21 protein-coding genes are annotated in these 21,678 nt (G+C 53.7%); 15 read left to right on the top strand and 6 right to left on the bottom strand.

All coding sequences use genetic code 11. From position 1 onward, the window contains the following. The first annotated feature begins 71 nt into the window (after positions 1-71). Together AC0YNX_RS14950 and AC0YNX_RS14945 are read left to right on the top strand one after the other, a co-directional pair. The gene (locus AC0YNX_RS14950) at positions 72-1,901 is read left to right on the top strand and encodes a copper amine oxidase N-terminal domain-containing protein (RefSeq protein ID WP_475816477.1); all 1,830 of its coding nucleotides are present in this window, start codon (positions 72-74) and stop codon (positions 1,899-1,901) included. Positions 1,902-2,381: 480 nt separating this feature from the next. Further along, complete coding sequence (locus AC0YNX_RS14945) at positions 2,382-2,870, top strand: glutathione peroxidase (protein ID WP_475816476.1); 489 nt, start codon at positions 2,382-2,384, stop codon at positions 2,868-2,870. Positions 2,871-2,896: 26 nt separating this feature from the next. Here AC0YNX_RS14945 and fdhD read toward each other — a convergent pair whose 3' ends face one another. From fdhD to AC0YNX_RS14925, 4 genes are all read right to left on the bottom strand, one after another. Continuing rightward, complete coding sequence (fdhD, locus tag AC0YNX_RS14940; protein ID WP_475816763.1) at positions 2,897-3,703, bottom strand: formate dehydrogenase accessory sulfurtransferase FdhD; 807 nt, start codon at positions 3,701-3,703, stop codon at positions 2,897-2,899. A gap of 16 nt (positions 3,704-3,719) precedes the next feature. After that, positions 3,720-6,083, bottom strand: a complete 2,364-nt coding sequence (locus AC0YNX_RS14935) for an FdhF/YdeP family oxidoreductase (protein WP_475816475.1) — start codon at positions 6,081-6,083, stop codon at positions 3,720-3,722. A 195-nt stretch (positions 6,084-6,278) separates the two neighbouring features. Continuing rightward, positions 6,279-6,644 carry a Na-translocating system protein MpsC family protein gene (locus AC0YNX_RS14930; protein WP_475816762.1) on the bottom strand — a complete coding sequence of 122 codons (366 nt, stop codon included), beginning with the start codon at positions 6,642-6,644 and terminating at the stop codon, positions 6,279-6,281. 123 nt (positions 6,645-6,767) lie between these two features. After that, positions 6,768-7,232: a hypothetical protein gene (locus AC0YNX_RS14925; RefSeq protein WP_475816474.1), complete on the bottom strand. Its 465-nt coding sequence runs from the start codon at positions 7,230-7,232 to the stop codon at positions 6,768-6,770. Between the two features lie 129 nt (positions 7,233-7,361). Between AC0YNX_RS14925 and AC0YNX_RS14920 the strand changes: the two genes are divergently transcribed. Further along, positions 7,362-7,901, top strand: a complete 540-nt coding sequence (locus tag AC0YNX_RS14920; protein WP_475816473.1) for a PadR family transcriptional regulator — start codon at positions 7,362-7,364, stop codon at positions 7,899-7,901. 101 nt (positions 7,902-8,002) lie between these two features. Here AC0YNX_RS14920 and AC0YNX_RS14915 read toward each other — a convergent pair whose 3' ends face one another. Beyond that, positions 8,003-9,091 carry a M24 family metallopeptidase gene (locus AC0YNX_RS14915; protein WP_475816472.1) on the bottom strand — a complete coding sequence of 363 codons (1,089 nt, stop codon included), beginning with the start codon at positions 9,089-9,091 and terminating at the stop codon, positions 8,003-8,005. 217 nt (positions 9,092-9,308) lie between these two features. On the opposite strand from AC0YNX_RS14915, the gene AC0YNX_RS14910 reads away from it, so the two are divergent. The 12 genes from AC0YNX_RS14910 (at position 9,309) to AC0YNX_RS14855 (ending at position 21,017) form a co-directional block, all read left to right on the top strand. Then, a complete protein-coding gene (locus AC0YNX_RS14910; protein WP_475816471.1) occupies positions 9,309-9,764 on the top strand; it encodes a DUF2269 family protein in 456 nt (151 codons plus the stop codon). A gap of 72 nt (positions 9,765-9,836) precedes the next feature. Continuing rightward, complete coding sequence (locus AC0YNX_RS14905) at positions 9,837-10,808, top strand: DMT family transporter (RefSeq protein WP_475816470.1); 972 nt, start codon at positions 9,837-9,839, stop codon at positions 10,806-10,808. Between the two features lie 472 nt (positions 10,809-11,280). Continuing rightward, positions 11,281-12,174, top strand: a complete 894-nt coding sequence (locus tag AC0YNX_RS14900; RefSeq protein ID WP_475816469.1) for an ABC transporter ATP-binding protein — start codon at positions 11,281-11,283, stop codon at positions 12,172-12,174. Positions 12,175-12,219: 45 nt separating this feature from the next. Then, positions 12,220-12,972 carry an ABC transporter permease gene (locus tag AC0YNX_RS14895; protein ID WP_475816468.1) on the top strand — a complete coding sequence of 251 codons (753 nt, stop codon included), beginning with the start codon at positions 12,220-12,222 and terminating at the stop codon, positions 12,970-12,972. Positions 12,973-12,976: 4 nt separating this feature from the next. Further along, complete coding sequence (locus tag AC0YNX_RS14890) at positions 12,977-14,146, top strand: sensor histidine kinase (RefSeq protein WP_475816467.1); 1,170 nt, start codon at positions 12,977-12,979, stop codon at positions 14,144-14,146. Then, positions 14,143-14,745: a response regulator transcription factor gene (locus AC0YNX_RS14885; RefSeq protein WP_475816466.1), complete on the top strand. Its 603-nt coding sequence runs from the start codon at positions 14,143-14,145 to the stop codon at positions 14,743-14,745. Before AC0YNX_RS14890 ends, AC0YNX_RS14885 begins: the two co-directional genes overlap by 4 nt. 202 nt (positions 14,746-14,947) lie before the next feature. Continuing rightward, positions 14,948-16,384, top strand: a complete 1,437-nt coding sequence (locus AC0YNX_RS14880) for an S-layer homology domain-containing protein (protein WP_475816465.1) — start codon at positions 14,948-14,950, stop codon at positions 16,382-16,384. A gap of 39 nt (positions 16,385-16,423) precedes the next feature. Further along, complete coding sequence (gene corA / locus AC0YNX_RS14875; protein WP_475816464.1) at positions 16,424-17,377, top strand: magnesium/cobalt transporter CorA; 954 nt, start codon at positions 16,424-16,426, stop codon at positions 17,375-17,377. A gap of 73 nt (positions 17,378-17,450) precedes the next feature. After that, entirely contained in the window at positions 17,451-17,738 is a 288-nt protein-coding gene (locus AC0YNX_RS14870) for a small, acid-soluble spore protein, alpha/beta type (RefSeq protein WP_475816463.1), read from the top strand. A 143-nt stretch (positions 17,739-17,881) separates the two neighbouring features. Further along, complete coding sequence (locus tag AC0YNX_RS14865; protein WP_475816462.1) at positions 17,882-18,565, top strand: response regulator transcription factor; 684 nt, start codon at positions 17,882-17,884, stop codon at positions 18,563-18,565. Continuing rightward, positions 18,562-20,088 (top strand): sensor histidine kinase, encoded by a 1,527-nt coding sequence (locus AC0YNX_RS14860; protein WP_475816461.1) that lies wholly within the window; start codon positions 18,562-18,564, stop codon positions 20,086-20,088. Before AC0YNX_RS14865 ends, AC0YNX_RS14860 begins: the two co-directional genes overlap by 4 nt. Before the next feature lie 101 nt (positions 20,089-20,189). Beyond that, a complete protein-coding gene (locus AC0YNX_RS14855) occupies positions 20,190-21,017 on the top strand; it encodes a hypothetical protein (protein WP_475816460.1) in 828 nt (275 codons plus the stop codon). Between the two features lie 30 nt (positions 21,018-21,047). Here the strand turns inward: AC0YNX_RS14855 and AC0YNX_RS14850 are convergent, their stop codons facing one another. After that, positions 21,048-21,677 (bottom strand): cyclodeaminase/cyclohydrolase family protein, encoded by a 630-nt coding sequence (locus tag AC0YNX_RS14850; protein ID WP_475816459.1) that lies wholly within the window; start codon positions 21,675-21,677, stop codon positions 21,048-21,050. Position 21,678 lies beyond the last annotated feature (1 nt).

Genomic DNA, 21,678 nt, shown 5'->3' with positions numbered 1-21,678 from the left:
CGTTGCAACCTTTCGGCGATGGAAGCGTCTGTAAAAACAGGGAGTCTACTGTGAGAGGAAGGTTGAGTAAGATGAACAGGAAATGGACAAGATCGATGCTGCTTGCGGCAGCGCTTCTCGTGACGGTAGGGAGTGCCGCCGTTTCGTCGGTATCGGCAGATGGGGCTGGAACTGGAGCAGGGACAGGAACAGGGAAGCCGCCGCGGTTAACGGGATTGGGGAAACCGATGCTTGATCCGGGCTTTGGGTATTATATGCATTTTACGAATGTGCTGGCGGAGCAGCTGTACAAGCAAAGCCCGGTTACTGCGTATTTGCCTACCCGTCTGCCGGATTCGGGCTGGCAGTATTACGGGATACAGAGCCAGCTAACAGCGAGTGGCTATACGTTAACGGCTTATCGCTCGGCAAAGCCGGCTGAAGCGGAGCTGCTTGGAGCCGGCGATCAGGCTGCTGTACAGCTGAAGACGGAGGATGTGCTCTATCGGCTCGCGGCAGGGAAAGGAAATGAAGTAGGATTGACAGTGCCGGCGAACGCGAAGCAGCTGTCGATCAGCGGCGATGCTGCCGGCTGGAAGTTCTTTGTCGCTGGCGCAGACGCGGTGATGGAGAAGCAGCTGAGCAATAAATTCACTGCGATTGTAAAGCCAGGTGCACCGGTGAGTGGAGCGACAGGTACGGTGCTCGTGACAAGCTCGGCTGCCGGAAAGGCGACGTATTCGGCGAGCTGGACGAATGACGGCAGCACGTACTACTCTTTTGTCAGCTATGGCTCGTTTGATGATTTTTCCTCGATGCTGACTAGCTTCCGTCCAGTTCTGAACCTGCTCGATTCGGCGGATATCGTGCTGCTACCTGTAGACTTGCAGTTGAATCTGCAAGCGGGACGCGGTGAGATGTTCAAGCCGTTCGAGAATCAGTTCGTTAAGCTGGCGCAGGCACCTCTGGTGAAGAACGGTACGGCATTCTTGCCGCTGCGTGATATCGCGACGATCATTGGCGGGGAGATCCAATACGTGGCGGAGAAAGGCGGCTCGGCAGTCTACGTCTCGCAGAACGGCTGGCAGAATGAGCTCAAGCTCCAGCTGCGAACCGGTGAAGTGTTCCGTAAGCAAGAGAAGGTGGCGACCGTACCGCTCGTGGTGAAGGATGGCACGACGCTGGTGCCGCTTCGGTTCATGTCCGAACAGTTCGGCCTGCCTGTCAACTATGACGCTGCGGCTAAGTCGATCTCGGTGCATTATTCGCACTGGGCGACTAATTCGATTGTGCCGCCAGTTAGCGCCACAGCAGACTATGAGACCTCCGTCCTCAGTATCGGCGGACCTCCGTTCACCTATTACAACGAGCGGCTTGGAACAGGAACAGGGTGGAGTTATGAGCATCAAAAACCTCCGGTTGGATACAACAGTTTAAAATATCAAGTATACAAGGTAGGCGTGCATTTGGTGCCGGGTGATAATGCTTTTGTCATGCAGGATATGCAAACGAAGCGTGTCATCAACAGTATTCCGCTTAAGACGACGATCACGGCTGCGGATGTGCCGTTTCGTACAGACGGTTCTGTTTTCACGGATAACGTGAAGATAGAGACGAAGCTGACAACCAGCAACGGAAAGGTGTGGCCGGGAGGATACGCCGAGATAAGCGCAGGTGCTTCGGTGGATATTGCCGGGGAGTTTAAGGGAGCGGGCTTCAACTCGGTTCAGATTGGCTATCGCGTTGGCAGTTTGGAGAGCAAGCGTGTCAGCATTCCCGTTAAGGATGGCAAGTTTGCGTATCGCCTGACGCCAAGCAAGGGGACAGGGACGTATGAAGTGACGTTGTACAGTCCTGAGGGCAGCGTTCCCGGAACGAGCGGGGCGTCTCGACTTGTTAGTTTTGTTGTGGTAGTTAGCTAGGGCGGCGAACCTGCTGACCATCGTAGGGAAATTAGCGACGAGTAGATTACCTAGCCCCGATTCTGCCGTGTTGGCGGGATGGGGGCTTTTTGTCACATCCCCAATGCTAACGGAACTCACAATGCTTATTTTGCCGAAAACGCCATATTCTCGCTGCTAACGGACCTCAGACGCGTTATTCGCTCCGAAATGCGCTCCAACACTAGCTTTTGGACGAAATAACGCATCTGAGTATCGTTAGCTCACATTCCGGGCTCATTTTAGCCGTATAAGCACTCTGTGTTCCGTTAGCAGAAGTCTCGATTTCGGTTACGAATACTGGGGGCTCCCTTTTCTGTTCTGCTAGCGCGCGACACAGGGTAAGAATTACTCTCAATTGAGGTATAATTAAGCTGTGGCAAGCGGTATATTTTCCGCTTCCCATTGGATTATAAGTTGTGTAAAATATAATTGTGTGAAATATAAATGAGGTGACGAACCATGAGCGTATACGATTTCAAGGTAAAGACATCGAGAGGCGAGCAGAAGTCGCTGGAAGACTACCGCGGCAAGGTGCTTCTGATTGTTAATACGGCGACTAAGTGCGGTCTTGCTCCACAATTCAACGACTTGCAACGGCTGCATGAAACTTACCAGAATGAGGGGCTTGCGGTCATTGGCTTCCCCTGCAATCAGTTCGCGAATCAAGAGCCGGTGAAGGACAATGAGATGGCACAGACATGCCAGATTAACTTCGGCGTTACGTTCCCGCTCCTCGGTAAGATCGATGTGAATGGGTCGGATACGGACCCGCTGTACAAGTACCTGAAGAAAGAAGCTCCGGGCTTCCTGGGCTCCGGCCGCATCAAGTGGAACTTCACGAAGTTCCTCGTTGACCCTGAAGGACGAGTCATCAAACGGTTCGCTCCGGCGACGAAGCCGATGAAGATTGAGGCTGAAATTAAGAAGCTGCTTCAGAAAACGAAATAACCGAACATACAAAAGGGGCTAAAGCGCTATTCGGCGCTCTTAGCCCCTTCTACTATGCGATGACCATGCGTATACACATTCATCTCGCTGCCTCGGATGAACCCGACGCAGGTGATGCCAAGATCATCGGCGAGCTTCAGCGCAAGATCGGTCGGCGCGGATTTGGAGAGCATTATGCCGACGCCGATTTTGGCGGCTTTCAGCACGACCTCGGAGGAGAGCCTGCCGCTGAAGGCGATGATTTTGTCCGTGATCGGAAGCTGCTGCTGCAGCGCGTAGCCGAACAGCTTGTCGAGCGCATTGTGGCGACCAATGTCCGTGCGGACTGCAAGCAGCTCAGTCGGCGTGCAGAGGGCAGCGTTATGAACGCCGCCGGTCAGCTTGAACTCGCTCGAGCTGTTCTGCAGCAGCCGCATGAGCGAAGCGCACTGTGCCGGTGTTAACGTCGTACGGCTCATCGAGGTACGCGCGGTACGGACATCATTTTGAAAATAAAACTGTCTGCTCTTGCCGCAGCACGAGCCGATGAACCTCCGCGCGTAATCATCCTTGCTTGTGGACTGTTCATGGAAGAGCTGGGCGTAGACGAAGCCGCGCTCCTCGTCGAGGCGCAGCTCCTTAATCTCGCTCGCCTGACGGATGACCCCTTCGGATGCGAGAAAGCCGATCGTCATCTCCTCAAGGTCGGTCGGCGAGCAGACGATCGTCGCAAACTCTTCATCGCCGAGCCGAATGGTCAGCGGGTATTCGGTCGCAATATCATCCTCTTGCAGCGCGGCTGCGCCATCGCTGATGCGGGTAATGCGCCATCTTGTCGTTATTTTTGGCAGCATGACTGCTCTAGCCCCCTCACGCTTCCTCATCGTTCATTTCATGATCGAGCTCGGCAATCCGTTTCTCCACATACCGCGTATCTTTGAGCGCATGGTATGTCTCTGCTTTCTCCATCACAACTGCTGTATTGTACTCGGGAATGCCCGCGAATGGTTCATACACTTTCTTCGGCAGCAGCGCATTGCACTCCGGCCAGTACAGCTCAAGGTTCCCGGAGGCAATATCCGCATAACGCGCTCTGCCGTGGAACGTGCCGCAGTTATTGTACAGCACGATGGCATCACCTTCCGCAATGCCTTGTTTCGCAGCGTCCTGAGGACTTAGCAGCACATCATACCGATCCGCATCGTTGAAAGGATCCTTCGCGCTATAGATCATCGAATTGAACTGCTTGCCCCGGCGGGAAGTGATGTAATAATGCCCCTCCGGCTTGCGAAGCTCCGGCAGCTCGATCTTGATCAGCTGGCCGCGGCCGCTCGGCGTCGGGCAGACGCCATCCTCGCATAGGAATGCGCCGCCCCATTGGAAGACGTCGCCTTTGTTCTTCAACTGCTGCACGCCGTCGTAGTTCGGCGCGGCAATCGCCATCTCTTCGCGCAGCGCCTGCGCGTCCTTGAACTGGACAATTGCGGCGCGCTCCGGATCAACTCGCGATGCGAGGTCGCAGTAGATTTGCCACTCCGCGCGTGCTTCTTCGATGCGCGGACCCGCAATCTCGGGCGAGAAGTACACCATCCGCTCGGTTGAGGTGGACGTGCCGCCGCCAGGCTGCTCGTAGCGGGTCATCGCAGGCAGCACGATGACCGCTTCATTCGCATCGGCGAGCGTCGAGGTGTTGAGCACGATGTCCTGATGGACGCGGATGTCCACCGACTCGAGGCAGCCGCGGATGAAGTCCGGGTCCGGCATCGTCTCGAGGAAGTTGCCGCCGGACGTATAGAACAGCTTCAGCTTCCGTTCGTGATCTTCCGGCAGCATGGCGTTCTCAAGCGTCACGCCGACGATGTCGCCTTGCCACTTCGGCAGCTCGAAGCCCCAGACTTTCTCGACGCGCGGAATGTCTGCGTCCTTGAACTCGCCGCCCGGCAAGCTGAACGGGTCGGCTCCCATCTCGCCGGAGCCCTGCACGCCGCTATGACCGCGAATCGGCATGAGGCCGCAATGCTCGCGGCCAAGGAACCCGCGCAGCAGCGCAAGATTGGCGACCTGCGAAATATTGTCCGTGCCGAAGCGGTGCTGCGTGAGCCCCATGCTCCAGACGAATACGCCGGACTTCGAAGCGGCAAGCAGCTCGGCGAACTCTTCCATCCGCTCGCGTGATAAGCCCGATGAGCGTTCCAGCTGCGCCCAGTCCTGCAGCTTCACGTGCTGGCGCAGTTCTTCATAGCCGCTTACATGTGCGGCGACAAACTTGCGATCAATCGCAGAGCCGGGTTTCTCGAGCTCCATCGCGAACCAATGCTTCATCACGCCGTGCATGAAGGCGATATCGCCGCCGATGTTCACTTGGTAGAAGTCATCGGCGAGGCGTGTGCCGAACAACGCCGATTCCGCGATGGAAGGGACCCAATAGCCGTCCATCGCCGGTTCGCGGTACGGATTAATGACGATGATCTTCGTCCCTTTCCGCTTCGCCGCGTACATATATTTGGTCGATACCGGCTGATTGTTCGCAGCAACGCTGCCCCAGAAGATAAGCACATCGGTGCCGATCCAATCCTTGTAGCTGCAGCTGGAGGCGCCGATGCCGACCGAACGCTTCAGCGCGGTCTTCGACGGCGAGTGACAGATCCGCGACGCGTTGTCGATGTTGTTCGTCCCGAGGAAGCGGGCGACCTTCGCCGCCGCATAATACGATTCGTTCGTAATGCCGCGGGCGGTCAAGTAGAACGCCAGCTGCTTCGGATCGATCGCGCGAATCCGCTCCGCGACCTGATCAAGTGCCGCGTCCCATGAGATGCGACTGAACGTACGCTCGCCCTTGCGGCGAATGAGCGGATACGGGATGCGCCCTAGCTTTCGCAGCTGCGTGCTATCCATCTTGCGCAGCTCATCGATGTCCGCGTGCAGCACCGAGGGCTTGATCGCCGGCATCGTATTGAGACGCAGCAAGTTAAGCCGTGTCGTGCACACATGCGGCCCTTCGAGCGTCTGGTCGTACAAGCCCGATACGCCAAGTGCACAGCCGTCGCACACGCCTTGCGTCAGAATGCGGAATGCGTATGGCAGGTTATCGCGGTTATCAACCATCACTTTCATCGTATCGCGGATGTGGTGCGGCTTCACTTTGCCGAGGCCGAAAGGCACCTTACTCACCCATAGCTTCGGATCTGGTTTGCCGGGCAGCTTGATCGGCCCGGTATGCTTCGTTTTTCCCATCTCTATCTTCGTCCTCCTTCAGGTCAATAGGAACAAAAAAACCGCGAAGAAACGTTTCGATCCTCTTTTGTCAAAAAGAAAATCGTTCGTCTCTATCGCGGTTAGTCTCTCGCAGGTTCGCTGCCAAGCGCCAACGGCCACTGTCTATTCATGTTTCTGTTTTCTTGCATTCCCGTACTCTTGCGTTCCCGTATGCTACCGGCTGCTGCCGAATTTGCGCTCAATGTCCTGATCGAACACGAACACCGACATGCCGAAATCTTTGTCGATATCAATATCTACGAATAAGTCCACGAATCGCGCTCCAAGCAGCGCTTCCATCTCCGTTGGGGGATGGTTCTTATAGATCTCTTTCACCCACTGCGTGCGTGCTTCACGAAGCATCTGCTTGCCGTCGCTCGCTCCTGCAATGAATTTCTCGACAGGGGAGAGATTACCGTCCATCTCGCAGATAGCCCATTGCTTGCAGAACGTCGTCGTAATCCGGCTCGGGCCCTTGCCCATATGCCGCTTACGGAACGCTTTGACCAAATTGCTAAACTCCGCTTCCTTCTGGTTCATCATTATCCCTCTTTTAACCGCGTAATCGGTGGCAGGGCCGCTGCTCCGTATCAAAGCGGAAGTACCCGTCATGCTTTCCTTCATCTTAGCAAGAAAGCGCAATCAAGGCAACGGTGATATGGCCTAACGATTGATCAGGACGATCGAGATGAAGAATAGGGTGATCGGTCCCACAATGAACGAAAATACTGCCTGCTGTATGGTGTTTCTCCGGAGCTGACTAGCCAGTATGATATCAATGAGGTAGTAGAGGAGAGCCGAGTACAACCCAATTTCGCCAACCAATCGCAAGGAGATGCCAAGCAGCAACCATAGTCCGTAGTAGCCGCACCCCGCATGAAGAATGGCGGACAGGAGAAGCCATAACCTGTGTTGTTTAATGAGTGCCTTTGCCAACAGCTCGCAAAGTAACGAAGAGGTAAAGCCAATGATGTAGAAGATAGGAGTCCCATAGAGTAAAAAGATGTGAAACGATGGTGCGAAACGTTCCGTAGACCATAGAGCGGCGAACAGGATCGCGGCTATACCTGAAGCAATCGCTGAGGTTGTTAGCTTCCTATAAATAAGCGGTTTTAAGCTTAATAGCAAGGTTGCATCACCTCTTATGCGTTGTGTTTACCATTATCATACATGACTGGAAGCTGCTGCGATGCTTTCTTGGTGCTTTTATGATACGATCGAGGGCAGATAATAGGCGACCTAGGGGGTTACTGTAACGTGAATACATTGTCATATGCCCTGCTCAGCATGCTGGTGCGTAAGCCTTGCTCCGGCTATGAACTGATGAAGTTGCTTCAAGCTTTCTGGCAGGCGAAGCACAGTCAGATCTATCCGCTGCTGGCTAAGATTGAGAAGGAGCAGCTGGTCACTTATGAGCACATCGGACAGACCGGAAAGCCGGACAAGAAGATATACAGCATTACAGAGGCGGGCACTGCCGCTCTGAGGGAATGGATCGATAACCAACCGGCTTCGCTGCAGCTGGAACGGGACGAGTTCCTCATTAAGCTGTACGCCATTGGCTTAACAGAGCCACAGACGGCAATCAAGCTGTTCGAGGAGCGGCGCGAAGCGATGCTTGCACGCCTGCAGAGGCTGGAGCCGGAGATGAGGCTGATGGAGAGTGAGCAGGTGCCGGTGACGAGCTATGCCTCCAAGCAGTTCGGTCGCTATTTGCTGTACCAGCGGCGGGTAAGACTATTGAGAGAAGAGATGGCTTGGATCGAATGGGTCCTGCCGCTGCTGGTGAAAGGCTAAAGTACTTGAAAGTAGTTAAAAATGTCTATTAATTGCGCTAATTACAAAGGTTCAACATAAAAAGCCGCTGACTATGAAGTCAACGGCTTTTTCCATTCCAATTACCCGATTACCGTAAGCTCCTTCGGGAAGCTCGTCAGCACTTCCACGCCGCTATCCGTGACGAGAACGTCGTCTTCTATGCGCACGCCGCCGACGGCCGGCACGTAGATGCCCGGCTCGATCGTGAACACCATGCCGCTTCGCAGCAGCTCCTGGTTCTGACCGTGCACGGAAGGGTACTCGTGCACATCGAGGCCAAGTCCGTGGCCAAGCCTGTGCATGAAATACTCGCCGTAGCCCGCCGAAGCAATGTGCTCGCGCGCAGCCTGGTCGAGGCTCGCCAGCGTCGCGCCTGGGCGAGTCGCTGCGATGGCGCGCAAGTTCCCTTGCAGCACCGTGTCATAGATCTTCGCTTGCTCCTTCGTGATATCGCCGACCGCGAATGTCCGCGTAATATCGGACGCATAGCCGTCCGCATATACGCCAAGGTCAAACAAGAGCAGTTCGCCCGAGCGAACCGCGCGCTCGCCCGGCACGCCATGCGGCATCGCCGACTTCTCGCCCGCGAGCACCATCGTGGAGAACGAAGGACCGCTTGCGCCGAGCTTCTTCATCTGGTATTCAAGCTCGGCTACGAGCTCAATCTCCGTGACACCGGGCTTCACTTGCGCGATGCCTGCGCGGAGCACATCTTCGATGATGCGAATCGCATGCTTCATGCGCACGATCTCGTCGGCGGATTTAATGACGCGCATCTCACGCAGCGGCTCGTCGATATCGGCATACCGAGTCGCTCCAATTGCTTCGCTGAGCGCTTCGAATCGGCTGACGGTCAGGTAGCCTTTTTCAAGTCCGAGCGTCTGAATGCCTGCTGGCAGATGCTTCTTCAACACTTCATAAGGGTTATCTGTATCGGTGTGGGTGTAGATGAGCTTTACGTCAGAAGCCGCTTGTGCCGCTTCGAGATCAAGCGCAGGAACGAGCAAGAAAGGCTCTGCTTGACGCGGGATAATGAGTCCGAGGAACCGCTCATGCGGGTCGGAAGCGAATCCGGTCAGGTAGTAAACATGCTTCGGCATGTTAATGAGAACAGCATCTAGCGAGTGCTGATCCATATACGAATAAAGCTGATTAATCCGAGCATTCATGCGGGAATCCGCCTTTCATTCGGTGATAGACATAAACAATGCTATTGTAGCCGAAGCGCCGGCAAAAGTCGAAGCATCCGCCTCGAACATTCAAGATGAAATGGAAGGCATAGGTGTAATGGTGCCGTAATATAGCTGTAAGTGACAGCATGTTATTATGGTGATATTTACCATACATACCTGTTTTTCCAAAACTTATCGAGAGGTGATTCAAGGAATGAAATTTCTAGTACTGCTTCACGTCCTGTCAGCCATCATTGGGGTGGGCCCCACTTTCTTCATTCACACGCTATTCGGCAAAAAAGACAATGTCGGCGAGCTGCGCAGCGCGTTCAAGCTCGGCAGCAAGCTGGAGCTGTTCCCGAAGATTGGCGGCTCTATCGCAGTCGTAACCGGGCTCATTCTCGTCTTCTCGGATGGGTGGGAGTTCGTCAGCTTCTGGATTATCGGCTCGTTAGTGTTATATGTTGCCATTCAAGTGCTGGTCATCGGCTTTGCTTCCCCAGTAACGAAACAGCTGGGCAAACTGATCGCCGATGCCAAGCTGTCGTCCGAACAGGCAGTGCCTGACGAGCAGAAACAGCTGCTTGCCAAGGCGAACAAGTTGTATTACGGTGCGACGGCAATGGGGACACTACTGTTCATCCTCATGATTCTCAAGCCGTTTTATTAAGAAACAGGTCGAAATTTTACATGATCGTCGATATTATTTTATATTGTATTTCATCGGCGAATCCGTCAAAATGTGAACAGATTACAATTCACAGATTGGGGCATACAAGAAACAATGAAGCAGGATCGCAAATGGTTGTATTATTTGGGGCTCGTTCTCGTTGCAGTAGTTTGGGGAGCGAATTTTGGCGTTACGCGCAAGGCGATGGAGACTTTTGACCCGATATTATTCCCATTTCTCCGGTTCTCGCTTTCACTTCCACTACTATTCCTTCTGCTCAAAATCAAAGAAGGCAATGTAGGCATCGCGCCTAAAGCAATGCTGCATACGGCTATTCTTGGCCTTGTCGGCGTTACGGGTCTGGAAATTATCGTCGTTTATTCTATTAAATATACGACGCTGGCGAACGCATCACTGCTGAATGTGGCGCCTTGGCCCATTTTCGCGGCGCTGTTCGGACCTTTGTTCATGCGAGAGCGCATCTCCCGGCGGCTGGTAGCTGGAGGCGCTGCAGCGATGGTCGGCGTATGCTTCGTCATTCTTGGCGGCGGCGAAGGGCTCAATATGTCATCGGATCATATGATCGGCAATTTGCTTGCGCTTAGCGTGAGTATCATTGGGGCGTTATATAATGTGGCCAGCATGCCGCTTATGAAGCAGTACTCGGCACTGCGGGTTAGCACTTGGATTATCGTCTTCGGCACACTGTTCATGCTCCCGCTTACGTTTAACTCTTGGGGTAAAGTGGACTGGAGTGGACTGACTGCCGGTGACTACGGGGCAGTTCTCTATAATGTGGTGCTCTGTACGGTTATTGGATTCATTATCTGGAATAATAGCATGTTCCGTATCGGCGCGGCGCGTGCGAACTTCTTCCGTTATGTCGTTCCGTCGGCAGCGGTGGCGGTTGGCTATATATTCTTCAATGAGAGCATCAGCTTCTGGCAGCTGGTTGGAACGCTGTTCATGGCGGCAGGTCTTGTATGGATCAGCTTGGAGAAGAAAGATCCCGAAGCAGCCCCGTTAATCAATAAAGCCGTATAAATTGGACGACCCTCGCTTCATATCGAAGCGAGGGTCTTTTTTGTTGTAAAACTATCAGGCGACTTATCATGCGCCTCATATATAGTAAGCGTAACCGCTAATGTCTTCCTACTTTCATAAAATTACTTATGCACGAAAGCAACGAAAGCCCTAACCTCTCTAACGTCCTTGCGGCTCCTCGGGCCGCGCCAGTGTGAATCCGTGTTTCCTTTAAAGCAGCCGTTGGTAATTGAAAAGGAAAAACTTGTGTGGTGATCTGGAGGGTGAAACAACACATCTATGAGGAAAAAACCAGAGGTTACACTTGATACAAAGCAGAATTATACGCGCTTGTCACACAATTGTCAACGTTTGTTTCACATGACATTTGTCATATGAATTGCATTACATTCATGAATTCCTTCTTGAAGCACCGGAAGGTATGCTAGATACAGATCAAATGAGCGAGTAGAGAAGGAGCGAGGACGAATCCATGAAACCAGCGATACAGTTAACCGGCGTTAGCAAAGTGTACAAGGACAAGAAGGCTGTTGACGATTTGACGCTGACAATCGCAGAGGGTACCGTTGTAGCGCTGCTCGGGCCTAACGGCGCGGGCAAAACAACGACGGTGTCGATGATTCTCGGCATGCACCAACCGACGAAAGGAACCGTGAAGCTGCTCGGCGCGGATCCGCGAAAGCAGCAGGTTAGGGATCGGATCGGCGCGATGCTGCAGGATGTCAGCGTCATTGACGGGCTTAAGGTTGGTGAGACGATCCAGTTGTTCCGCAGCTACTATGAGAAGCCGCTGGCGCTCGACTACTTGCTGAAAGTGTCGAACCTCGAAGCGGAGCGAGATAAGTTCGCAACCGCCTTGTCAGGCGGACAGCAGCGTCGCCTTGGATTCGCTCTCGCGCTGGCAGGCGACCCGGAAGTGATCTTCCTGGATGAGCCGACGGTTGGGATGGACGTTACTTCCCGGCAGCTCTTCTGGGATACGGTGCGCGCGATGGCGGGCCGCGGCCGGACGATTGTACTAACGACGCACTACTTGGACGAAGCGGATAGCGTAGCGGACCGAATCGTCGTTATTAATAATGGCCGGGTCATCGCAGACGGTACGCCGAGCGAAATCAAAGCAGAGACGACCGGTCGCGTTATCTCGTTCATCGCGGGACCATCCGTGACGACAGAAGCGCTGCAGCAATTGCCAGGCATCACGAACATCGAATGGAGCGGTCGCCGAGTGAAGCTCTCGAGCGGGAATACGGATAAGCTCATTACACTGCTTGTGGAGAAACAATTCGAGATGCGCGATATCGAGATTCAAAGCGGCGGCCTTGAGGATGCGTTCCAAGCGCTTGTACAGCAAGCTAATCAATAATTGGCGATTCGTACGGATAAAATAGATTAAGGAGTTGAGCAATCGGTGAATTCATTGATGCTTCGGGCGACGATAGCCCAGTGTAAAGCGGAGCTGCTGCGGACAGTCCGGAATAAACGGTTTGTTATTTTCTCTGTGGTCATGCCTGTCATCTTCTTCTTCCTGTTCTCCAATGTCGTTGGCAATCAGAAAGTCGGCGGCGTTGACTGGTCGGCGTACTACTTAATGTCGATGACCTGCTACGGCATTATCGGCGCGAGCTTCTCTACGTTCAGTATTCGAATTGCGCGCGAACGTTCAATGGGCTGGATTCGGCTGCTTAAGATTACGCCGCTGCCTTCTTCGGCGTATATCGTCTCCAAAATCGCCTCACAAGCGATTATCAACCTGATTATTATCATCATGATGTTCGTCATCGGCGGCGTGGGCAAGCATGTTGATTTGTCGGCTGCCCATTGGATCGAGAGCGGGCTGTGGATCTGGATCGGCGGTTTGTCGTTCATGTCGCTTGGCACGCTGTTCGGCTCTATGCGCAATCCGGATGCGGTTCAGGTGCTGAGCATGATTACTTATATGGGCTTATCGGTTATCGGCGGACTGTGGATGCCGACGGAGACGATGTCGGAAACGATGCAGAACATAGCGAAGCTGACGCCAACTTACCGGTTAGGTCAAGGCGCATGGAACATTATCGCCGGCGGTTCGGTCGATTGGATGGGCATTCTCATTCTAGCGATCTATGTTGTCGTGTTCATGCGGATATCCGCTTATATTATGAAGAAGCAGGAAGCGGTGTAGCAATATGTCGGAATCATTAAGGCGTCCTCAGCAGACTGAGCAGGCCCAGTCGGGTCCGCCTATGATTTTCTCCATGGTATGGCTCGTTTATCTTGTGTTTCCGCTCTATTATTTATTCCAACAGCCGCCTCTCGAGGTGGTTGTTGGCGTTACAGCCGTTGTGCTGTTTATGATCATTTATGTATGCAGCTTCCGCTTCGAACGGATGCGATTCTATGGCATTCTCGTGCTTATCGTAATCGTTGCCTTGTTCTGCTATTCGGATGAGGGTGCTATCTATATGGCATTCTATCCGGCCCCTCTCATTGGCATGTTAATGAGCCGCAAGCAGATGTACGTGGCGCTTGCCGCGCTGCTAGCTTTGTTCGGTGCGGTGAGCTGGTATTGGGACCTGTACCGGGACACGAATGCCATGCTGCAGTATTTGCCTGCGATGATCATCATGCTGTTCATGCCGGTCGCGTTCACTATCGGACGCAGATCGAAGGAACTGAAGAAGCGGCTTAATCTGGCGAATGAAGAGATTGCAAGGCTGTCCAAGAATGAGGAGCGTCAGCGAATATCGCGCGACTTGCATGATACGCTCGGCCACACGCTCTCGCTCATTACACTGAAGAGCGAGCTGGCAGAGAAGCTTATCCTGAAGCATCCGGAGCGGGCGGTGCAGGAAGTGAAGGACATTCAAGCGACTTCGCGTGCGGCGCTGCGGCAAGTGCGGGAGCTCGTCTCTGGCATGAGCATGCTCACCGTTCGCGATGAGCTTGACCATGCGAAGCAGATTTTGTCCACCGCAGGGATTGTGCTGGAGGCGGAAGGGGATTTCGAGATGGAGGTTCCTTCGGCAACCATCAACAATATACTCGGCATGTGCCTGCGTGAAGCGGTCACGAATGTCGTCAAGCATAGCAAGGCGAAGGTTTGTACGGTCCGTCTGGCTGCAGAAGGCAGCCGGCTAACGCTCTCCGTTACGGACAACGGCGCGGGATTAAGCAAGACTGGCGAGAATGGGGCTTGGCTGGAATCCCGCGGCGGGAACGGTATTAAGGGAATGAGAGAACGGCTGAAGTTAATTGAGGGCAGCTTGGCGGTCGAATCGGTTGGACGCGGAACACGGCTGATGATGACCGTGCCGCTCGTAGAGAAAAAAGACGGGGAAAGGGGGATAAGCGGATGAAGGTCATTGTAGCGGAAGATCAAGGAATGCTGCGCGGCGCGCTAAGCGCGCTGCTGGATTTGGAAGACGACATTGAAGTGATCGGGCAAGCGGAGAATGGGAAGCAGGCGCTTGATCTTATTCAGGAGCTGGTGCCCGACATCTGCGTCATGGACATTGAGATGCCGGAGATGAGCGGACTGGATGTCGCGGAGAAGCTGAAGGAGAACGGCCACTCCTGCCGAGTCGTCATCTTGACGACGTTCTCGCGTTCTGGCTACTTTCAGCGGGCGATGAAAGCAGGCGCACGCGGTTTTCTGCTCAAGGACTCGCCGATTGATGAGCTTGGAGCGGCGCTTCGAACGGTTCATGCCGGCGGCCGCGCGGTAAGTCCGGAGCTGGCCATGACGTTCTGGGACACGGAGAATCCGCTCACGGAGCGGGAACAAGAGGTGCTGAAGCTGGCAGCTGCCGGACTTACGGCCGGCGATATCGCCAAGCAGCTGTTTCTGTCGGCGGGCACGGTGCGTAATTATCTATCCGAAGCGATTCAGAAGTTGGAAGCGAAGAACCGGATCGACGCTATCGGCATCGCGGAGAAGAACGGCTGGCTGAGCTAGCTTAGTAAATCGGCATCATGACGGAGCTCATTCCGACACGAAATAAACCTCAAGCCCACGAATCAATTAGGGGCTTGAGGTTTATTTTATGTGGACTCCTATTCGAAAAAATGTAAGTCATGCCCAGTTCTGTGCTAAACTAGACTAATAGTTTCATAGCTTCTACTTCTTCGATGGAACGCTTTAGGAGGATTATTCGATCATGAATTACACTAGGCGCATGAAAAAATATGGCATTACCGCACTCGCGTTCGTAACCTTAAGCGTAGGTTGTCAGCTCGGTTTCAGCCAGAACGAGGCTCAAGCTGCTGCTGCGGGCGCCCCGAGCGAGTGGGCGAAGCAAGAAATTCAAGATGCCCTGACAAGCGGGCTCATTCCATACGGATTAACGAATAGCTATCAGAAACCTCTGACTCGTCAGGAATTTAGCGAGATGGCGGTGCAGCTCTACGAGGTGCTGACTGGCGAGAAGCCGCCTGCGCCGAAGTCGGATCCGTTCAAGGACACGAACAGCACCCCTGTGCTGCAAGCTTACAGCCTCGGTATTGTGAAAGGCACGAGCGCGAATACCTTCACGCCATCCGCAAGCATCACGCGGGAGCAGCTCTCGCTCATGCTGTACAACACGCTCGCCATAGCAGGCATGCAAGGTAGGCTGACGAGCGAACAAGGCACCGCGCCGGTATTCGCCGATGCCAAGCAGGTTGCGGCATGGTCGAAGGATGCCGTGACGATACTCGCAGCTAACAGCATTATGAAGGGCAATACCTACGGCAGCCTGTTGAAATTCATGCCGCGCTCGACCACGACGCGGGAGCAGTCGATTGTGCTGGTTTATCGGATTTACACGCGGTTCGGGTCCTATTTTGTGAAGGATGAGCTCGATCTGTTGAAGGCCTCGAACCAGACACTGCCGGTCGTCATTAAGGACGAGCGGGCCAGGACGGTTGAAGCCAAAGCGAAGCAAATTCTCGCAGATATCATCGAGCCGGGTATGACCGAATACGAGCAGGAGCTTGCTATCCATAACTATTTGCTGCAGCATATCGCATACGATTACGTGAATTACGAGAATAACTCCGTTCCGGCGGATTCCTATACCATCTATGGCTCGCTCTTGAAAGGCATTGCAGTGTGCCAAGGCTATGCTTACTCGGCGCAGCTGCTCCTTACGATGGCGGGTATTGAGTCTTATCTAGTGACGGGTACGGTCGATGGCGCCCTGCATGCCTGGAACAAAGTGAAGATCGACGGATCCTACTACAATCTCGACGTTACTTGGGATGATCCCGTACCGGACGTTGAAGGGCGCTTGACATTCGGATACTACAATGTGACCGATGAGGAGCTTCGCCGCGATCATGTCTGGTCTGATCAGCTGCCCGCAGCAACGGCTATTATTTATAACTATTACACCTACAACGGACTCACGGTAGATACGCCACAGCAATTCGAAGAGCGGATTGAAGCGGCAATCAGGGAGAAGGCAGATTCGATTACGGTGAAGCGGCAGTACGCCGACAGCCAGGGTGCGAATGCTTGGATTCCGATTATGCAGCAGCATGCTTCGGAAATTAGCGGCTATTCGTACACGATGGATAAGAGCGGCGTGGTCAGCTTTAAGTTTCGTTACCGCTAATGCTACAATGGATGCAAAAAGATACGGAGCACTTCTATCATGATGCGAATAATGCTGATTACGAAGGACCATCGCGTGATGCAGCTGTCCAGCCTCTCGGAGCTAGACGGAAAGCACATCGGGTGGTTCTGGGTTGATTTCTGCGAACCGACTGCAGAGGAATCGAAGCTGCTGGATGACTATTTTCATTTTCACCCGCTTGCAATCGAAGATTGCATGCTTTATCTGCAAAGGCCGAAGATGGATCATTACGAGGATGTCCACTTCCTTGTCCTTCATGCGATTAATGAGCGTACGCTCGATGCGACGGAGGTAGATCTGTTCATCGGCAAAAACTTTCTCGTCAGCTACCATCACCAGTCGCTTCAAGAGATCGACCATGCTTGGGAGAAGGTTCGCCATAAGCCGCATACCGAAGCTCATGGTAATTTGCATGCAGCGTACGTGGTGATTGACGAGCTGGTGGATCAGTATTTTCCGGCTTTGCAGGCGATAGAGGATCAGTTGCTGGAGTTTGAGACGGCGGGGACGAATGCGGGGAACTTCAGAGCGAATTTGAACCGTGTGTTCGATATTCGTAACAAACTGTTGAAGCTTCGCAAAACCTTAGTGCCGATGAGAGACCTGCTCTACCGGCTGCTGAATACACAGCGAATCGAAGCTTTGCCGCATTATCAACTGTTCTTCACAGATATATATGATCATCTGCTGAAGCTCGCGGAGATGGTTGATTCCAACCGCGAGATGACATCCGATCTGCGCGATCATTACATGTCGATTAACTCCAACCGGATGAATGAGATTATGAAGACGCTGACGGTTATCACGGTAATCTTCATGCCGCTCACGTTCATTGCCGGGATTTACGGGATGAATTTCTCGAATATGCCAGAGCTGCAGTGGCATGCCGGATATTTTCTCGTTCTCCTTGTGATGGCTGTCTTGTCGGTGGGGATGTATGCTTGGTTTAAGGTAAAAGGCTGGTTCGATTGAGTGCTTGAATAGAACATTCCGCCATGGGGTACGGTAATCGGTAGATACTCCAGAAGGAGGCGGATAGGTCAAAATGGCACGAAGAAGTCGAAGAAAGCTTGTTGTCCCAGCAGCGGATGCGCAGATGAGCGCGTTCAAAGCCGAGGTGATGCGAAAGCAAGGCTACGTCGTTAATCCGAGCCGTCCTGATGATGTGAAGTACGAGGTCGCGAAGTCGCTCGGCATTCCGCTTGAGCATGGCTATAACGGCCAGTTGTCAACGGAATCAGCCGGCCAGATCGGCGGTCAGATCGGCGGCTCTATGGTGAAGGAGCTCATCCGCATGGCGCAGGAGAAGCTGGCGAATGAGGGCAAGGTTTAAGTAGATTGAATGCGGTTATGTGGAACTGACACCGAAGCGGTGTCGGTTCTTTTTCGTTTACCCCTTTTTCAGTCCATATTCATATTCCTTTCATATTTATCAGGTATGCTTGGAGTAACTTATTAGGATGGGGGATTGCTGCTATGCCAGCCGCTATTCTCGTTGTCGAGGACGATTACTATATTCAAGAGCTTATTGCCGAGTTTCTGCGCGCGCAGAGCTATGAAGTAGATGTAGCAAGCGATGGTTTGGAAGGCTGGAAGAAGTTTCAGCAGGCCAATTATGATCTGGTTATACTCGATTTGATGCTGCCGTCGATGAACGGCTATGAAGTGTGCCGCTTAATCCGCGAGCGTTCTGATACGCCGGTAATCGTGCTTACGGCGCTCAGCGAAGAGAAGGATCAGCTGAAAGCGTTCGAGGAAGAAGCGGACGATTACGTGACGAAGCCATTCTCGTTCCATGTGCTCATGAAGCGGGTCGAGGCGGTGCTTCGGCGCACGCGAGTCGGACAGTCCGGTGAGCTGTTGTTCGACGGCAGACTGCGGCTGGATGCCGATGCGTACAAGGTGTATGTCGATGGGAAGCTAATTGATACGACAACGAAGGAATTTGATATCTTGAACACGCTCATTCTGAATGCTGGTCGCATTCTGACGAGGGATATGCTGCTCGACAAGGTGTGGGGTTACGACTATTACGGCGATTCTCGCATCGTCGACGCGCATATTAAGAACATTCGGAAGAAGCTCGGCATCTCCGTTATTCGGACGGTCAAAGGAGTCGGGTACTCGCTGGAAACGGAACTTGCGGCGGTGGAAGGATGACAAGGCGCAAAGGCATTCGGTTCAAAATCTTCCTCGTCACGACAGCGCTTCTCGTCATGTTCGCGCTGGTCATTTACTTGACGCTTTACTTCATGCTGCCGGGTTACTATAAGTCGATTAAGCAGGATCGGCTCGAGAGCGGCGTCAGCGAACTCGTGAAGGGCATCAATGGCAAAAGTACCGAAGATGCCATCCCGCTCATGGCCCAGTTCGGTCAGGAGCATAACGCCATGATGATGCTGCGCGACAGCGCCGGGAACGGGTATTACATTCCGCCGAATTTCCGAACGATGAAAAACTGGATAGGGACTGGCGACAGTTACCTCGGTCTCCGCAAGCAAATGCAGGCGGGACGGTTTGAAGCCGGCAGCAGAGACCCCGGCGATCGAGGCATGCATCTGCTTAGCGTAGAGCGCAAAATCAAATTCGCCGAAAGCGACGAAGTGTTTACGCTGTATGTCGATGCTCCGCTGCAGCCGGTAGGGGAAGCAGCAGGCGTCATTCTGCTATTCCTGCCTTATATGCTCATTCCGATTCTGCTCATCGCGATCGGAGGAGCGCTTATCTATTCGAGACTTATCGCAAGGCCGCTGCTATCGCTGAACAAGGTTGCAAGGCGTCTTGCGAAGCTGGATTTCTCTGCAACGGAGCCTGCGCTGAAGACGCGAGATGAGCTTGGCGAGCTGTCGCTCAGCCTCAGCAGGCTGGCGGTTAATCTGCAATCGACGATGGGCGAGCTGCAAGAAGCGAATGCTCAGCTGAAGAGCGACATCGAACGGGAGCGCGAGCAAGAGTCGAAGCGGCGGGAGTTCGTAGCGACGATATCGCATGAGCTGAAGACGCCGATCACCGCAGTAAGCGGACAGCTTGAGGCGATGATCGCGAACGTTGGACCGTTCCGAGATCGGGACACGTACCTTCGCAAGAGCTATACGATTATGCAGGATATGGACAAGCTCGTTCATGAGATATTAGAGCTGTCCAGGCTGGAGAGCCGCGACTTCCTGCCGCTCATGCGGGAGGTAGATCTCGCGGAGCTTATCCGCGAATCGGTTGAACATGTGAGCTACTTGGCCAATGTGAAGAACATGATTCTGGATTGCGAGCTGCCGGAAGAAGCGGTGATAACGGCAGATGAGCGGCTCATGTCGAAAGCGATCTCGAATATCATTACGAATGCGGTTCAATATTCAAATGATGAAGAACGGGTCATCGTGCGGCTATGGGTGGAATCTGAGAGTGTGAATACGGATGCAGATGCAGATGCGGAATCGGCTGGTGAGCCGCAAACGAGGTATCGGTTCGAGGTGCTTAACACCGGAGCGGCTGTTGACGAATCGAAGCTGCCGCGGCTGTTCGAGCCATTCTATCGCGCCGAGCAATCGCGAAGCCGCTCAACCGGAGGAAGCGGGCTAGGGTTGTATATTGTAAGCAAGGTGCTGGATGCCCACGGGGCGCAGTACAGCATTGTAAATACGCCGGAAGGCGTCAGGTTCAGCGTGCTGCTGCAAGGGGCGGCTTAGCTGGCAAAGCGTTATTTTGCATGGGATATTGGAAGGAAAAGGAATGCTGGCACCGAACTCTTACTAAAAGGAATTTGTATCCAAATTAGGGGGTTGGCGTCATGTCGGTATCCATTGATAGGGCAAGGCAATTTGTATATGCAAACGGGCTGTTGTGGGAGCAAGCATTGTTCAGCTATTTATTTGACGGCGGCTCCGCCCAGCGATTGCACAGCTGTCTGTTGAACTATAAGAATGCGGACGGAGGCTGGGGGCACGGCCTTGAGCATGATATCAAATGCCCGGACTCGCATCCACTCGCGCTAGAGTTCCTGCTGAATATTAACCGAGATACCGGAGCACCTCTTACTCCGCTGCTTGAGGGTACAGCGGAATGGGTAGAGCGGAATCGCGAAGAGGACGGCTCCTTGCGCAATCCAGATTCGTTGATGAAGTACCCACTCGCGCCTTGGTGGAGCGGCGGCGGACAGACGAAGCCAGATTCCATAACAGGAAATTTGATACGGCTGGGGTTGTGTACGCCTGATCTGCAAGCGTCGACTGCTAAGTGGGCGCAAGAGAATTTGAGTCTTGAGGAAATCGAAGCGAACGAGTGGCTGTTCATGGCTTATCATGCTTTCGATTATTACGTGAACACGCCAGCAGCACCAGAGTTTGCGGCGCACAGGGAAGCAGCGATTGCGAACATTATCGCCTGCGCCTCGAAGGCGGAGCCGAAGCAGTACTTCTCGTATTTCTCCTTCGCCGCTACACCTGACTCGCCGGTTGGGCAAGCGACGCCGCCAGAGCTTCTAAGCAAGTTCTTCGATCACCTCGCATCCTCGCAGCGCGAGGATGGAGGCTGGGATGATGAGCATGGATTAAAGCATTGGCAAGCCTATACGACTATTGTCGTGCTGAATGTGCTGCGTAATTACGGTAGGCTGTAGCTTGAAATAAGATTCTAAGAGAGCCGGACATTAGATTCTGTCGCGAACGACAGCTAATGTCCGGCTTTTTAATTGCTCGATCTCGGCGATTAGCGTGTTTGCAGTTATTTCGAGTTCATCGCGGAGCGGGGCATCCTTGAGTGCAGCCAAGTTGATCTGCACCGTGAGCAGCGCCGACTGAGCCGCTGCTTCAAGCAAGATCGCGCCAATGCCGAGATCCGAGATGACATGCGGATTCGTGCAGGCGGCAATGCTCTCGGTCGCTTGCAGGGCAGAGCGGCAGACGCGCATCAAGCGGAGCGGCACCTCGATGGCGTTGATCGTCGCGTCATGAAGCACCGACTTGCGGTGGAGCTTCTCTTCCTCGGTGGCTCGCGGCAGCTTGAGCGCCTCCATGTAGTGATCGAAGGCGCGGATATCTGCCGTAAGCAGCGCTTCGCAGTCGACAGACAGCCGCGTCAGCTGATCGAGCGCCGGCGCGATGAGGTGCTGCGCCTCGGCGAATTTGTCGCCCTGCGTCAGATGGCCTGCCATCGCTGACATGGCTGCGCCGAGCGCGGCGGCAACCGCCGCTGCACTTCCGCCGCCAGGCGTTGGATCGGCGCTTGCCGCTCTCTCCAGAAAGCGGCGCAAAGAATCGTCCCAGGATACCGAAGTCATC

The organism is Paenibacillus sp. J31R98 (genome assembly GCF_056269245.1).
Note: the sequence above shows the minus strand (reverse complement) of the source record. Positions and strands in the feature narration are given on the sequence as shown.

What these genes read in the sequence shown, in the direction of transcription:
- AC0YNX_RS14950 (WP_475816477.1), top strand. Translation starts at nt 72, where the DNA reads ATGAACAGGAAATGGACAAGATCGATGCTGCTTGCGGCAGCGCTTCTC.
- AC0YNX_RS14945 (WP_475816476.1), top strand. Translation starts at nt 2,382, where the DNA reads ATGAGCGTATACGATTTCAAGGTAAAGACATCGAGAGGCGAGCAGAAG.
- fdhD (WP_475816763.1), bottom strand. Translation starts at nt 3,703, where the DNA reads ATGCTGCCAAAAATAACGACAAGATGGCGCATTACCCGCATCAGCGAT.
- AC0YNX_RS14935 (WP_475816475.1), bottom strand. Translation starts at nt 6,083, where the DNA reads ATGGGAAAAACGAAGCATACCGGGCCGATCAAGCTGCCCGGCAAACCA.
- AC0YNX_RS14930 (WP_475816762.1), bottom strand. Translation starts at nt 6,644, where the DNA reads ATGAACCAGAAGGAAGCGGAGTTTAGCAATTTGGTCAAAGCGTTCCGT.
- AC0YNX_RS14915 (WP_475816472.1), bottom strand. Translation starts at nt 9,091, where the DNA reads ATGAATGCTCGGATTAATCAGCTTTATTCGTATATGGATCAGCACTCG.
- AC0YNX_RS14910 (WP_475816471.1), top strand. Translation starts at nt 9,309, where the DNA reads ATGAAATTTCTAGTACTGCTTCACGTCCTGTCAGCCATCATTGGGGTG.
- AC0YNX_RS14900 (WP_475816469.1), top strand. Translation starts at nt 11,281, where the DNA reads ATGAAACCAGCGATACAGTTAACCGGCGTTAGCAAAGTGTACAAGGAC.
- AC0YNX_RS14890 (WP_475816467.1), top strand. Translation starts at nt 12,977, where the DNA reads ATGTCGGAATCATTAAGGCGTCCTCAGCAGACTGAGCAGGCCCAGTCG.
- AC0YNX_RS14885 (WP_475816466.1), top strand. Translation starts at nt 14,143, where the DNA reads ATGAAGGTCATTGTAGCGGAAGATCAAGGAATGCTGCGCGGCGCGCTA.
- AC0YNX_RS14880 (WP_475816465.1), top strand. Translation starts at nt 14,948, where the DNA reads ATGAATTACACTAGGCGCATGAAAAAATATGGCATTACCGCACTCGCG.
- corA (WP_475816464.1), top strand. Translation starts at nt 16,424, where the DNA reads ATGATGCGAATAATGCTGATTACGAAGGACCATCGCGTGATGCAGCTG.
- AC0YNX_RS14870 (WP_475816463.1), top strand. Translation starts at nt 17,451, where the DNA reads ATGGCACGAAGAAGTCGAAGAAAGCTTGTTGTCCCAGCAGCGGATGCG.
- AC0YNX_RS14865 (WP_475816462.1), top strand. Translation starts at nt 17,882, where the DNA reads ATGCCAGCCGCTATTCTCGTTGTCGAGGACGATTACTATATTCAAGAG.
- AC0YNX_RS14860 (WP_475816461.1), top strand. Translation starts at nt 18,562, where the DNA reads ATGACAAGGCGCAAAGGCATTCGGTTCAAAATCTTCCTCGTCACGACA.
- AC0YNX_RS14855 (WP_475816460.1), top strand. Translation starts at nt 20,190, where the DNA reads ATGTCGGTATCCATTGATAGGGCAAGGCAATTTGTATATGCAAACGGG.
- AC0YNX_RS14850 (WP_475816459.1), bottom strand. Translation starts at nt 21,677, where the DNA reads ATGACTTCGGTATCCTGGGACGATTCTTTGCGCCGCTTTCTGGAGAGA.